Raw genomic sequence first — 12571 nt, 5'->3', positions numbered from 1 at the left:
CAGGTTAGACGGCTGGGCGAACGTCCACGTCGGCGGCCCGTACGTAGGCCATCCGGTGCCCGAACCAGATCTGGTAGTACTTGTCGTTCCCGAGTACCTGGACGTGATCGGTCGGCGGTTGCCCGTCGAACGTCACGGCCCGGTAGTAGTCGGTCTCGATGTTCAGGTCACCGACCGGGTAGGCCTGTCCCGCGCCGATCGAGTACTGCAACGGAGTCACCGTCTGGTACGGGATCCCCGTCGGGTACGCCGACTGCTCGGGGTACGCACGCCCGTACACCGGCACCGAGGTGAGCCCAGCCTTCGGCTTCACGACCAGACCGGGCTTGGCGAACGCGTCCGGAGCCGACGCCGGGCTCTTGAACCAGCCCTTGGCGCCCAGGTACCAGACCGCCACCCAGTCGCCCTGGCGCTCGGCCACGACGTACTGCGAACCCGCTGCGGCCCGGGAGCCCATGTCGGAGACCTCAGTGGTGCCGTTGGACCCGTCCGGGTGCAGACCGAGGTCCTTGACCAGCGGAGCGTTGTCGTCCGGCGCCTGACGCAGGTACACGAAGTTCGTGCCCTGCGGCTTGCACGGCGTGCCGGCGGTGTCGCAACTGTTGACGACCTGGACGTTGTCCTCGAAGCCCGGCTTGATCGTGACGACCGACCCGGCCTTGACCGGCAGCACCGACTTGCCCCAGATCGGCGCGCCGACCAGGTCCATGTAGTGCTCCCAGTCCCAGTACGGTCCCGGGTCCCAGTGCATGCCGCGGACCGTGGACGGGACCGTGCCCGGCACCTGGTCGTGGCCGATGATGTGCGCGCGGTCGAGCGGGATGTTGTTCTTCACGGCCAGGTAACGCACCAGCTTGGCCGAGTTGCGGTACAGCGACTCGGTGAACCAGGTGGCGCCCTGCGGTGCGAAGCCCTCGTGCTCGATGCCGATGCTGTGCATGTTCACGTACCAGTTGCCGGCGTGCCACGCGACGTCCTTGGCCGGCACGTGCTGCCAGATGTGGCCGTCGGACGAGCGCATCGTGTACTGCCAGCTCACGTACGTCGGGTCCTGCACCAGGTTCAGCACACCCTGCCAGGTGCCTTCGGTGTCGTGGATGACGATGTAGTCGATCTTGCCGGTCTTCGGCCGGTTGGCGAGGTCATGGTTGCCGTAGTCGCCGTCACCGAACTGCGAGTACGGCGCGGGCAGCCACTCGCACCCGAGCGACGGCGGGCATTCGACGTCGGACTTCGACGGCTGCACACCGTTCGGCAGCGAGAGCTTGGCGAGCTGGGCCTTGGCCGGCTGCACCGCGACGGCCGGCATCACGATCTGCTGGCCGGTGTTCGTGGTCCGGGCGGCGCCCTTGGCCATGATCGAGTAGACGTCGTCGGCGAACCCGGCGGCGCCGACCTTGTCGTTCGCCTCGGCGTACGACGCGACCGCGCCGTACCACTGCGCGGGGGAGGTGTTCGCGCCGACCGGCAGGCCGAGCGACTTCTGGTACGACGCCAGCACCGCGGCGCCGCCGTCGATGTTGGCGGTCACGTCCTTGCGCAGCGTGGCCTGGTCCAGCCCGGTCAGCTCGGACGCCTTCTTCAGCGTCTGCAGCGACTCGGCGGACGCGACCTTCTGCTTGCCGGACAGGTCGGCGACCTCGGAGGCGCCCAGTCCGGTGAGGTGCATCGGGCCGTAGCCGCCCGACGTGCTCGGCGTGCCGGCGTGGTCGTCCCAGCGGGACTCGGCATACGAGACGGCGAGCAGAACCGGCTCCGGTACGCCGTACTTCGCAGCGGCCGCGCTGAACGCCGACGCGGCGTCGGCCGGCGGTGTCCCCGGTTCTGACGCGTCTGCGGGTGGACCTCCCAACGACACGCCGACCAGGGCGGCCGGCAGTGCTACCGCAGCGAGTGCGGCAAGAATCTTCGGACGACGCAGCATGATGATCTCCTGAACCCCTGGGCGGGTGCCGGTCACACAGACTGGCAGCCTAGTCACTGTGAGTCGAGGCGACGCGGATGTCAACGGTTAACCAAAACTCGCGACATCGGGTTCGATACTGACGATCACTGGCGAAATCATGGCTCGCGCAGTACGGCGACTGAGGGTTACGGAGACCGGAGATGGAAGCGTTGCCGCTGGCGGTGACGACGGGCTGGGCGAGTGGCGTGAACGCCTACGCCTGCGTGCTGATCCTCGGTCTGCTCGGCCGCTTCGCCGGCGCCGGCGACGTACCGCACGCGCTGACCACGACGCCGGTGCTGATCGCGGCCGCGGCCCTGTTCGCGTTCGAGTTCGTCGCCGACAAGATCCCGTACGTCGACTCGGCCTGGGACGCGGTCTCGACGTTCATCCGGCCGACCATCGCCGTCGTCCTGGCCGCGCTGCTGTCAGGTCAGGCGAGCACGCTGCAACAGGCGGTGATCGCGGCCACCGGCGGTCTGGTGGCCCTGCTGTCGCACTCGGTGAAGGCGAGTCTGCGGCTCGCGATCAACACCTCCCCCGAACCCGTCACGAACATCGCCGCGTCCTCCGGTGAGGACGTCGCCGTCGCCGGTGTGATGTCGCTGGCCGCCTTCCACCCGGAGGCGGCGCTGATCATCGCCGGCCTCCTGCTGCTGCTCGGACTGATCGGCGTGTACTTCGCGTTCCGATTCATTCGGCGCGGATATCTCAGGTTCAAAGCGTGGCGCGAGAAACGTAGTACCCCTGCGACCGGAAGTAGCGTTGCCTGATGGCCAAGGTGGTTGTTGTCGGAGCCGGACTGGCCGGTCTGGCCAGTGCGGTGCGTCTGGCCAAGCTGGGCCACCAGGTCACGATCTGCGAGCGTGACGAGCATCTGGGCGGTGCGCTCGGTCGCGTCGAGGCGGATGGCTTCACCTGGGACGCCGGTGCGGCCAGTACGACGCTGCCTGCCGCTCTGCGCGACCTGTTCCGGAAGAGCGGTCGTCCGATCGAGAGCCTGGTCCAGCTCGACCCGGTGACCGAGCCACGCCGCCACATGTTCGCCGACGGCTCCGTGCTCGACCTGCCCGTCAGCGACCGCGGTGCGCAGGAAGAGGCCTGGACCGGCCTCGCTGGTGGCGCTGTAGCCGAGCAGTGGACCGCGCTGGTCGATGCGTACGGCGACACCTGGCAGATCCTGCGGAAGACCTCACTGGAGCCACCGCTCGAGGACAAGCTGCCGCTGAAGACGATCCGCACCCTCAAGCCCTGGCAGTCGCTGGAGAAGGTCGCTCAGCGCGAGCTCAGCGACGACCGAGCCCGAGCCGTACTGCGGCACTTCGCAGCACAAGGTGGTTCGGACGCCAGCCTCACGCCTGGGTACGTCGGTGTCTGGTCGTACCTGGAGCGCACATTCGGCCGCTGGACGATCGCAGGTGGATTCGGCGCGCTCGCGGACGCTCTGGTGCAGCGAGCGAGTGAACGGAAGATCACCGTTCGCACCCACGCGGAGGTGGTCGCCATCAGTACGTCGGACGGCGCAGTGACCGGCGTACGGCTCGTGGACGGTGAAGAACTGCCCGCGGACATCGTGGTGAGCGACGTCGATCCACGAGTGCTGTATGAGTCCTTCGTCGACGATCCGGCGGCGAGGAAGGTGCGCAAACGGATCCTGTCGACGCACCAGGCGCAAGCGGCGTACGTCGTCCATCTCGGGCTGAAGGACCCGGTGCCCGAGCTGCCGTTCGAGACCGTTCTGCACGGGACGCCGACCGTCGTCGTCCGGACAGGTGGCATCGCACCGGCCGGTCATCAGGCGTGGTCCGTGCTCGTCCACGGCTACCCGACGGACGACGTCCTCGACCTCCTGGTCGCGCGTGGCCTGCCGGTCCGGGAGAACGTGGTGTCCCGGCAGACGTCGCCGTCCTGGTGGGCCGGCGTGGCCTGGGAGGGCTACCGGACCGCCCGCCGCCGCGCCTCGAACGTCTCCCCCGTCAAGGGCCTGTACTGCGTCGGCGCGGGCGCGCACCCGGGTTCCGGCGTACCGTCCACGACGCTGGGCGCGGCGATCGTGGCGGACGCCATCGGGAAGGCCTGAGGCCCCGGTGGGGTTGGACACAGGAGCGAACTAAGATTGGTTGTTCCTGTGTTCTGAGTCGGGGCAGGCCCGGCCGTAGAGAGGACCTCGGTGGATCAAACCCCCACATCGGCCGATCACGACAACCACGCCGGCGGTGACACCAGTGACCGCAACGACAGCGTGGAGCGGGCTGAGCTGGCGGCTGAGCAACAACATGTCGACCGGGTGTACGGCCGGGTCGAGGAGGCCGCCCGGTCCGCGTCCCGGATCGCGGTCGAGGGCCACCAGCGTGGCCAGGCGCAGAACGTCGGGCGGGTCCGCGACGAAGAGCAGACCGGTCTGTACGAGCGGGACGTGCTGGTGTTCGCCGCCGCCCGCCGGATCGCCGAACTGGACGCCGAACACGAAGGCCTGGTCTTCGGCCGGCTGGACTCCGACCACGGCGACGACGAAGCCGCCGCCGGGTCCGCCGCCGAGCTCGAGAAGCTGTACGTCGGCCGGATCGGTGTCCGCGACGCGGAGTACGAACCGCTGGTGATCGACTGGCGCGCGCCCGCGGCGGAGCCGTTCTACCGGGCCACCGCGACCGACCGGCAGAAGGTCGTCCGGCGCCGCGTCCTGCGGAACAAGGGTTCGCGGATCGTCGGCCTCGAGGACGACCTGCTGGCGCCGGAGCGCGCGCCGGAGGACCTGCCGGTGATCGGCGAGGGCGCGCTGATGGCGTCGCTGTCCCGGGCCCGCGGGCACACGATGCGCGACATCGTCGCCACCATCCAGGCCGAGCAGGACAAGGCGATCCGGGCACCAGCTCGCGGAGTCACCGTCATCGGTGGCGGTCCGGGGACCGGTAAGACGGTCGTCGCGCTGCACCGGGCGGCGTACCTGCTGTACAGCGACCGCCGGCGGTTCGAGCGCGGCGGTGTGCTGGTCGTCGGCCCGTCGGCTGCGTTCATGGCCTACATCGAACGGGTCCTGCCGAGCCTCGGTGAGAACACCGTCTCGCTGCGGGCCGTCGGTGAGCTGGTCGACGGTGTGCGGGCCACCGCGGTCGACGAGGCCGAGGTGGCTGCGATCAAGGGTTCGCTGCGGATGCGCGGCATCCTGGCGCGGGCCGCCCGCGACCGCGTTCCGAACGCGCCGGCGACGCTGCGCGTCTTCCTCGGCGGCGCCGCGGTCGAGCTCGACGCCAACCAACTCGACAACGTACGCCGGAACGCGCTGCGCCGGACGGCACGCAACCGCGCGGCCGCCGAGGCGCGCAAGGGCCTGATCGCCGCGCTGTGGCAGCGCTTCCCCGAGGACCTGCGCAACGGTCCGCTCGGCGACCGTGAGGCCTTCGGCGATCGGGTCGCCGACACTCCGGCGTTCCGTACCTTCTTCAGCCAGTGGTGGCCGATCCTGACCCCGGAGTCGGTACTGCGCTGGCTCGGCGACCCCCGTCGGCTCCAGCGCTGGGCCCGGCACGATCTGACGCCGGCCGAGGTCGACGCGCTCGCCAAGGCGATCCGGACCACGGACGAGTTCACGATCGCGGACGTCGCGCTGCTGGACGAGCTGTCCACGTTCCTCGGTCGCCCGCCGCTGGTCGACAACACCGACGACGAGTTCGACTGGCTCGAAGGCCTGTCGGACGGCGTCAACGAAGTACTGACCAGCTCCGAGCGCCGGGCGCGTGCGCAGGCCGCGCGGGAGGCGGACGAGCCGGAGGAGTACGCGCACGTGCTGGTCGACGAGGCACAGGACCTGTCCCCCATGCAGTGGCGGATGGTCACCCGGCGCGGACCGCAGGCCAGCTGGACGATCGTCGGTGACCCGGCGCAGAGCTCCTGGCCGGACCCGGACGAGGCGCGTGCCGCGATGGACTCGATGCTGTCGCACCTGCAGCGGCACGCGTTCCGGCTGTCCACCAACTACCGGAACTCGGCCGAGATCTACTCGTTCGCCGGTGAGGTGATCCGGCAGTCCATCCCGGACGCCGACCTGCCGAACGCGGTCCGCAGTACCGGCGTGCAGCCCGAGCACCGGGTCTTCGACGACGGCAAGGTGGCCCAGGCCGCCGGTGACGCGGCCGCCGAGCTGCTGCAGTTGGTCGAGGGCACGGTCGGCGTCATCGTGCCCCCGGCGCTGCGGCCGGTCATCGACCCGGTCCTCGCCGAGCTCGACGACCCACGGGCCATCGCGGTCAGTCCGCTGGAGTCCAAGGGACTCGAGTACGACGCGGTGGTCGTCGTCGAGCCGGACCGGATCGTCAGCGACACACTGGGCGGCGTACGGGCGCTGTATGTCGTTCTCACCCGGGCGACCCAACGGATGATCACTGTGAACAGCACAACCGATTGGCTGCCCGGCCGCGCCTCTTGAGGCTCGCGGGCCCGGGGAGGATCTTGTGCCCGATTCGGGACAGGATCCTCCCCATCTGTCTGGGCAGATGGGGGGGAGCCAGCTGCCCGGGCGGGGTCAGCCGCGCGGGACGACGTACGAGACGAGGTCGGCGTCGTCGGCGGCCAGGTCGGCCCAGTGGGTGGTGAGGTGCAGGACCGCGAGACCGGTGGTCGGGTACTTCTGGGTGAGCTCGACGCGCTCCGGGCTGGTGCCGTCCAGCGTCAGTTCGTCGGCCAGCCACGGGATGCCCGGGGCGTGGCCGACGACGATCACGGTCCGGGCCTCGGCCGGGGCTTCGTGGATGACGTCCAGGATGCCTTCGGTGTCGGCGTTGTAGATGCGCTTGTCGTACCAGACGTCCTTGGCGGTGACGCCGGCCTCGGCGACGTACTTCCAGGTCTCGCGGGTCCGTTTCGACGGCGAGCACAGCACCAGGTCCGGTTCGATGCCCTGGGCAACGAGATACCGGCCGGCGGCGCTCGCGTCGGCGCGGCCGCGGTCCGCGAGCGGGCGCTCGAAGTCCGGCATCGTCTCCGGTGGCACCGCCTTCGCGTGCCGGAGCAGAACGAGAGTACGGTCGATCAACAGGTCCGACGGGTCAGCCATTGGGTCAGGATACGACCGACGACCGGAGGTTGAGGAACACCTGCCGGGTTGCCGTGGATCTGTTCAAGGTAATGAAATGAATGCCTGGTGCGCCGCCGGCAAGCAAACGTTCGCACAGCTCGGTGGCGATCTCGATCCCGACCTCACGGACCGCGGCCGGTTCGTCCTCGACGGCGAGCAGCCGGTCGGTGACGGCGGCCGGCAACGCCATGCCGGTGAGCTCGGCCATCCGCTGGATCTGCTTGATGTTGGTGACCGGCATGATGCCCGGCAGCACCGGCATCTCACAGCCGAGCGCGGCGGCGCGGTCGACCAGCCGGAAGTAGTCGTCCGCGCCGAAGAACATCTGCGTGATGGCGTAGTCGGCGCCGGCCTGGGCCTTCGCCGCGAGCACCTGGGCGTCGGCCTCCAGCGACGTCGCCTCCGGGTGCTTGTCCGGGAACGCCGCGACGCCGACGCAGAAGTCGCCGAGTGAACGGATCAGCTCGACCAGTTCGACCGCGTGGTTCAGGCCCTCCGGGTGCGCGACCCAGGGCTGGTTCGGACCGCCGGGCGGGTCGCCGCGCAGCGCGAGCATGTTGCGGACGCCGGCGCCGGCGTAGGCGCCGATCACCGAGCGGAGCTCGTCACGCGAGTGCGCGACGCAGGTCAGGTGACCGAGCGGGGTCAATGAGGTGTCCTGCGCGACCCGTTCGGTGACGCGGATCGTGCCGTCCCGCGTCGTGCCGCCGGCGCCGTACGTGATCGAGACGAAGGTCGGGCGGAGTTGCTCGATCTCCCGGATCGAACGCCACAGCACGTCCTCGGCCTCGGGGGTCTTCGGCGGGAAGAACTCGAACGAGAACGACCGGCCCCCGGACGCCAGCAGCTCACGGATGGTCGGCGCACCGCCGGGCAGCGTCGAGGGAAGTCCGTTCGCCATGGCGTTCAGGTTACCCGCGGTGGCGGCCGGCGTCTGCCCACCGACTACGCTCCGAGACGTGGACGGCGATGTGGATATTCCGGTCGAGATCCAGCGGGCGCTGAGTGGCTTCCTCGATCGGCAGGAGGCGCGGCTGGTGGCGATCGGGCCGGAGCTGGCCGAGGTCGTGCAGGCCGCGCGGGACGCGACGAGTGGCGGCAAGCGGTTGCGTCCGTCGTTCTGTTACTGGGGTTTCCGGGCCGCGGGCGGCGAACGGGACCTGCCGATCCTGACCGCCGCGGCGAGCCTGGAGATGCTGCACGTCAGCGCGCTGGTGCATGACGACGTGATGGATTCCTCCGACGTACGCCGGGGCGCGCCGGCCGCGCATCGCCGGTTCGAGGCGTTGCAGCGGGCCCGCACGGAGAAGACCGGTCACGGTGGCGATCCGGTCGGGTTCGGCGCCGGCGCCGCGATCCTGCTCGGGGACCTGTGTCTGATCTGGGCCGACGAGCTGCTGCACACGTCCGGTTTCGACGCGTCCGCGCTGGCGCGAGCGGAGCAGTACTTCGACGCCGTACGGGTCGAGGTGACGGCCGGGCAGTACCTCGATCTGGTGGCTCAGGCGAGTGGCACCTCGGACATGGACCTGGCGCTGCGAGTCCTGCGGTACAAGTCGGCGACGTACACGATCGAGCGGCCGCTGCACGTCGGCGCCGCACTGGCCGGCGGGGACTCCGCCCTGATCTCGGCCCTGTCCGGGTACGGACTGCCGCTCGGTGAGGCGTTCCAGTTGCGCGACGACCTGCTCGGCGTGTTCGGGGACCCGGCGCTCACCGGCAAGCCGGCCGGTGACGACCTGCGGGAAGGCAAGCGGACGGTCCTGATCGCGTACGCCGTGGATCACGCGTCGGAGGCGCAGCTGTCCGAGTTCGACCGGCTGTTCGGCCGGCCGGACCTGGACGACGACGAGATCCAGCTGCTGCGCGAGATCCTCCAGGACTCCCGTGCGGTCCAGGCCTGCGAGGACCTGATCACCGAACGGACCGAGGACGCACTCGACGCGCTCGACCGCGCACCACTGGCCGACGAGACCGCCCGCAAGGCACTGACCGACCTGGCGATCGCCGCGACGTCACGCGTGGTGTGACTGCTACTGGTCGGCCAGGAGGTTGATCAGCCGCAGCAGATCTGCCGTGGCCGGCAGGCTGCCGAGCACGATCACCTTGAGTACGGCGCGTTCCTCGTCGTAGATGGTCTCGGCCTTGAGGTGCACCGCCTCGGGCTGGTTGAGCGCGCCATGGATATGGGTGGTGAGGCGGTCGGCCGTCGCGCGGTCGACGGCGTCGATGTGCACGATGCTGGACGCTTCGACGTGTCGCGCGGAGCGATCGACCTCGACGACCGCGGCGGGCGCGCCGGTGAACGCCTCGAGATCCTCGCGGGTGATCCGGTACTGCTTCCCGATCCGGACGGCCTTCAGCCGCCCGTCGCGGACGTAGTTCCGGATGGTCCGAACGTGCAGGCCCAGGCGGTTCGCCACCTGCTCGACCGAGTACAGCTCCTGAGCCATCTGCTCAGCCTAAGGCCTTTCCTTAGAATTCCCTATAAATGCCCAGATAGGTACTCTTAGGGTATTTTGAGGAACATGGTGATGGTGGCTGGGGTTCAGGTCCATGTGAGTGACACGCCGCTCACCGAGGAGCGCGACGCCGTCCAGCAGATCGTCGACGCGTACTACGCGCACCAGGCCGAGTGGATCGCGTTCACGCCGGAGCAACTCGGCGACGAGTTCTTCGAACTGCGGACCGGGCGGGCCGGCGGGATCACGCAGAAGTTCGTGTCCTACCGGATGGGTCTCGCGGTGGTCGGCGACATCTCGGCGCGGATCGCGCGGAGCAAACCGCTGGCCGACTGGGTGCGGGAGAGCAACCGCGGCCGGAACCTGTTGTTCGCCAAGGATCTCGACGAACTGGCCGAGCACCTACAGCACAGGCAGTGAGCTCAGCAGGTCAGGTGTCGACGCTTCGTCGATGAGCACCCTGAGCTGTCCGGAGTTCGTGGTGTCCTCGGCGAAGATCTGCAGCGCGACGTCGACGGTGTCGTGGTCGTGCTCGAGCAGGTTCCGCAGGCCGGTCCAGAGCACGACCTCGGGTGATCCGGTCGACCGGTCACTCAGCGAGTCCGCCAGGGCGTCCCAGTTCCGGCCGAACCAGCGGGGCAGATCGAACGCGGTCGCACACAGGTCGAGGAAGCCGGCCTTGTCGTTGATCTCACTCGTGTCGAGCAACACGAACCCGAAGCCCTCGGCGGCGGCGTCCCGGCGTACCTCGTCCGCGGGGGGTGCCGACGGCCAGCGGTAGACGCCCGGGCGCAGTCCCTCGGCCAGCAACGCGCGCAGCGAGCTCATGACGTTCCCCCGTCCTCCGCGATCCGGCGGAACGACTTGTAGTGGTCATCGGTGTAGTACCGCTCCCCGGCGTTCCCGGTAACGATCCGGCGGGCACCACGGTCCTTCTCCCCCGGTGTCTTCACGGTGTACTCGTGGTAGTAGCCGCGGTCGTGCTTGGGCAGGATCTTCTCGAGATTGCCGAACACCACGCCGTCGCGGCTGTACGGGTACGGCCCACCCTGGTCGATCAGTTTCAGCGTGTCCTGAGCCTCCTTCGGGAGGTCCGCGACCGCGACGTACTTCAGGCCGCTCTCCTGATCGACAGCACCCGAACCGGTCTTCGTGTCCGCCGAGCACCCGAACAGCGACGCCGCGAGGGTGATCACCAGCATCGCGATCACCACGGCCGCGACGATCCGCGCGGCCTTCGGGTTGTTGATCACCCGGCCTCCCGCAGCCGCCGGGTGAACTCGGCAGCCGCCGCGCCCGGGTCGTCGGCCGCGGTGATCGCCCGTACGACGACCACTCGGGTCGCGCCCGCCTCGAGCACCTCGTCCAGCCGCTCCAGGTCGATGCCACCGATCGCGAACCACGGCTTCGGCTGCCGCCGACCCGCGGCGTACGACACCAGGTCCAGACCGGCCGCCTGGCGGCCCGGCTTGGTCGGCGTCTCCCAGGTGGGACCGACGCAGAAGTAGTCCGAGCCGACCTCGTCGACCGCGGCGTTCACCTGACTGAAGGAGTGGGTCGAGCGCCCGATGATCGGCGCCGGCCCGGTGATCGCGCGCGCGGCGTGGACCGGCAGGTCACGCTGCCCGAGGTGCAGTACGTCGGCTCCGGCCGCGAACGCGATGTCCGCGCGGTCGTTCACCGCCAGCAGCTTGCCGTGCCGCTTGCACGCGTCGGCGAACACCTCCAGCGCGGCCAGCTCGTCGGCGGCTTCCATCTCCTTCTGCCGCAGCTGCACGATGTCCACGCCACCGGCCAGCGCGGCGTCCAGGAACTGTTCGAGGTCGCCCTGCTTCTCGCGCGCGTCGGTGCACAGGTAGAGCCGTGCGTCGTTCAGCCGGTCGGTGTGCTCAGTCACACCGCACAGCCTGCCATGAGCCACCGGACGTAGGCTTTGGGCATGCCTGAAACGACGTCCGATGTGGTGGTGATCGGCGGCGGGCTGATCGGCTTGGCGACGGCGTGGCGGCTGGCCGCCGACGGTCTTCAGGTGGCGGTATGTGACCCGACTCCAGGCACCCAGACCTCCAACGTGGCCGCCGGCATGCTTGCTCCGGTCACCGAGGTGGAGTTCGGCGAGGACGACCTGCTGGCGCTCAACCTGGCCTCGGTCAACGCCTGGCCTTCTTTCGCAGCAGAGCTCGAGCAACTCACCGGACTGCCCGCGGGCCTGAACCAGACCGGCACTCTCGCGGTCGCGTACGACGTCGACGACGCAGCCGCACTCCGCAGGCTCGCCGACTACCAGCGTCGGCTGGGTCTCGAGGTGGAGGAGCTGTCCGGTCGTGACGCCCGTCGTCGCGAGCCACTCCTCGCCACAGGCGTCTCCGGCGCCGTCTGGGTTCCTGGCGACCACTCCGTCGACAACAGACAGGCAGTAGCCGCTCTCCTCCGCGCCGTGGACCTGTCCGGCGTCCAACTCATCCGTCAGCGCGTCACTCGCGTCATCACGTCCGGTACGACGGCAACCGGCGTACTGCTCGACAACGGTGACACCGTTCACGCCGGGCAGGTCATTGCCGCGACCGGGCCGTGGTCGTCGCAATTGGACGGCGTACCGGAGGAGTTCCGCCCGCCAGTACGTCCGGTGAAAGGTGAGGTACTGCGACTGCGGGTCCCCGAAGCGTACCGGCCGGCGCTCCGGCACACAGTGCGAGCGACCGCGCGCGGCTTCTCGGTCTACCTGGTGCCGCGGCCCGGTGGCGAGCTGGTGGTCGGCGCGACGACCAGCGAGCTCGGTTACGACACCCGTGTCCTGGCCGGCGGCGTGTTCGCGCTGCTGCGGGACGCGCGGACAGTGTTGCCGATCTCCGACGAGTTCGAGTTCGTCGAGGCGATCGCCGGACTGCGGCCCGCGACGCCGGACAACGCGCCGATCCTCGGCCCGTCCGGTCTGGATCGGTTGCTGTGGGCAACCGGACATTACCGGAACGGGGTGCTGCTGACGCCGGTCACCGCGCAGGTGCTCGCCGACATGGTGCGCACCGGCACCCTGCCGGATCTCGGGAAGCCGTTCCTCGCCGGCCGGTTCGCGCACTAGTTCACAGTTGCCCT

Annotated in this window: 13 protein-coding genes; 6 read left to right on the top strand and 7 right to left on the bottom strand. The window is 69.5% G+C overall.

What is annotated here, in order from left to right; all coding sequences use genetic code 11:
- Window positions 1-4 precede the first annotated feature (4 nt).
- Entirely contained in the window at window positions 5-1924 is a 1920-nt protein-coding gene (locus tag ACFYRH_RS12920; protein ID WP_387772789.1) for an N-acetylmuramoyl-L-alanine amidase, read from the bottom strand.
- Window positions 1925-2106: 182 nt separating this feature from the next.
- On the opposite strand from ACFYRH_RS12920, the gene ACFYRH_RS12915 reads away from it, so the two are divergent.
- From ACFYRH_RS12915 to ACFYRH_RS12905, 3 genes are all read left to right on the top strand, one after another.
- Window positions 2107-2718 (top strand): DUF4126 domain-containing protein, encoded by a 612-nt coding sequence (locus ACFYRH_RS12915; RefSeq protein WP_387772786.1) that lies wholly within the window; start codon window positions 2107-2109, stop codon window positions 2716-2718.
- The gene (locus ACFYRH_RS12910) at window positions 2718-4025 is read left to right on the top strand and encodes a phytoene desaturase family protein (RefSeq protein ID WP_387772783.1); all 1308 of its coding nucleotides are present in this window, start codon (window positions 2718-2720) and stop codon (window positions 4023-4025) included. Before ACFYRH_RS12915 ends, ACFYRH_RS12910 begins: the two co-directional genes overlap by 1 nt.
- A 90-nt stretch (window positions 4026-4115) precedes the next feature.
- Complete coding sequence (locus tag ACFYRH_RS12905) at window positions 4116-6368, top strand: HelD family protein (RefSeq protein ID WP_387772780.1); 2253 nt, start codon at window positions 4116-4118, stop codon at window positions 6366-6368.
- A gap of 96 nt (window positions 6369-6464) precedes the next feature.
- Here the strand turns inward: ACFYRH_RS12905 and ACFYRH_RS12900 are convergent, their stop codons facing one another.
- A complete protein-coding gene (locus ACFYRH_RS12900) occupies window positions 6465-6995 on the bottom strand; it encodes a SixA phosphatase family protein (protein WP_387772777.1) in 531 nt (176 codons plus the stop codon).
- A gap of 4 nt (window positions 6996-6999) precedes the next feature.
- Window positions 7000-7917 (bottom strand): methylenetetrahydrofolate reductase [NAD(P)H], encoded by a 918-nt coding sequence (gene metF, locus ACFYRH_RS12895; RefSeq protein WP_387772774.1) that lies wholly within the window; start codon window positions 7915-7917, stop codon window positions 7000-7002.
- 58 nt (window positions 7918-7975) lie between these two features.
- On the opposite strand from metF, the gene ACFYRH_RS12890 reads away from it, so the two are divergent.
- Entirely contained in the window at window positions 7976-9046 is a 1071-nt protein-coding gene (locus ACFYRH_RS12890; RefSeq protein ID WP_387772771.1) for a polyprenyl synthetase family protein, read from the top strand.
- A gap of 3 nt (window positions 9047-9049) precedes the next feature.
- Here ACFYRH_RS12890 and ACFYRH_RS12885 read toward each other — a convergent pair whose 3' ends face one another.
- Window positions 9050-9469 (bottom strand): helix-turn-helix domain-containing protein, encoded by a 420-nt coding sequence (locus ACFYRH_RS12885; protein WP_387772768.1) that lies wholly within the window; start codon window positions 9467-9469, stop codon window positions 9050-9052.
- A gap of 75 nt (window positions 9470-9544) precedes the next feature.
- On the opposite strand from ACFYRH_RS12885, the gene ACFYRH_RS12880 reads away from it, so the two are divergent.
- Window positions 9545-9898: a DUF4180 domain-containing protein gene (locus ACFYRH_RS12880; protein ID WP_387772765.1), complete on the top strand. Its 354-nt coding sequence runs from the start codon at window positions 9545-9547 to the stop codon at window positions 9896-9898.
- On the opposite strand, the gene ACFYRH_RS12875 is transcribed toward ACFYRH_RS12880, so the two are convergent.
- From ACFYRH_RS12875 to thiE, 3 genes are read right to left on the bottom strand one after another with little or no spacing between them, the layout of a single operon-like run.
- Window positions 9881-10306: a barstar family protein gene (locus tag ACFYRH_RS12875; protein WP_387772762.1), complete on the bottom strand. Its 426-nt coding sequence runs from the start codon at window positions 10304-10306 to the stop codon at window positions 9881-9883. The genes ACFYRH_RS12880 and ACFYRH_RS12875 overlap by 18 nt on opposite strands.
- Window positions 10303-10731 carry a ribonuclease domain-containing protein gene (locus ACFYRH_RS12870; protein WP_387772759.1) on the bottom strand — a complete coding sequence of 143 codons (429 nt, stop codon included), beginning with the start codon at window positions 10729-10731 and terminating at the stop codon, window positions 10303-10305. The genes ACFYRH_RS12875 and ACFYRH_RS12870 overlap by 4 nt, the downstream gene beginning before the upstream one ends.
- Window positions 10728-11375, bottom strand: coding sequence for a thiamine phosphate synthase (gene thiE, locus ACFYRH_RS12865; RefSeq protein WP_387772756.1), 648 nt, complete (start codon window positions 11373-11375; stop codon window positions 10728-10730). The genes ACFYRH_RS12870 and thiE overlap by 4 nt, the downstream gene beginning before the upstream one ends.
- Before the next feature lie 42 nt (window positions 11376-11417).
- Between thiE and thiO the strand changes: the two genes are divergently transcribed.
- Window positions 11418-12557, top strand: coding sequence for a glycine oxidase ThiO (gene thiO / locus ACFYRH_RS12860; RefSeq protein WP_387772753.1), 1140 nt, complete (start codon window positions 11418-11420; stop codon window positions 12555-12557).
- Window positions 12558-12571 lie beyond the last annotated feature (14 nt).

It is taken from the genome of Kribbella sp. NPDC004875 (genome assembly GCF_042873375.1).
In the GTDB taxonomy this organism is placed as follows: Bacteria; Actinomycetota; Actinomycetes; order Propionibacteriales; family Kribbellaceae; genus Kribbella.
Note: the sequence above shows the minus strand (reverse complement) of the source record. Positions and strands in the feature narration are given on the sequence as shown.

Bases quoted from the DNA above. Each gene is read 5' to 3' on its own strand.
- ACFYRH_RS12875 (WP_387772762.1), bottom strand. From the start codon at position 10,306: ATGAGCTCGCTGCGCGCGTTGCTGGCCGAGGGACTGCGCCCGGGCGTC.
- ACFYRH_RS12920 (WP_387772789.1), bottom strand. From the start codon at position 1,924: ATGCTGCGTCGTCCGAAGATTCTTGCCGCACTCGCTGCGGTAGCACTG.
- ACFYRH_RS12900 (WP_387772777.1), bottom strand. From the start codon at position 6,995: ATGGCTGACCCGTCGGACCTGTTGATCGACCGTACTCTCGTTCTGCTC.
- thiO (WP_387772753.1), top strand. From the start codon at position 11,418: ATGCCTGAAACGACGTCCGATGTGGTGGTGATCGGCGGCGGGCTGATC.
- metF (WP_387772774.1), bottom strand. From the start codon at position 7,917: ATGGCGAACGGACTTCCCTCGACGCTGCCCGGCGGTGCGCCGACCATC.
- ACFYRH_RS12885 (WP_387772768.1), bottom strand. From the start codon at position 9,469: ATGGCTCAGGAGCTGTACTCGGTCGAGCAGGTGGCGAACCGCCTGGGC.
- ACFYRH_RS12880 (WP_387772765.1), top strand. From the start codon at position 9,545: ATGGTGATGGTGGCTGGGGTTCAGGTCCATGTGAGTGACACGCCGCTC.
- ACFYRH_RS12910 (WP_387772783.1), top strand. From the start codon at position 2,718: ATGGCCAAGGTGGTTGTTGTCGGAGCCGGACTGGCCGGTCTGGCCAGT.
- ACFYRH_RS12915 (WP_387772786.1), top strand. From the start codon at position 2,107: ATGGAAGCGTTGCCGCTGGCGGTGACGACGGGCTGGGCGAGTGGCGTG.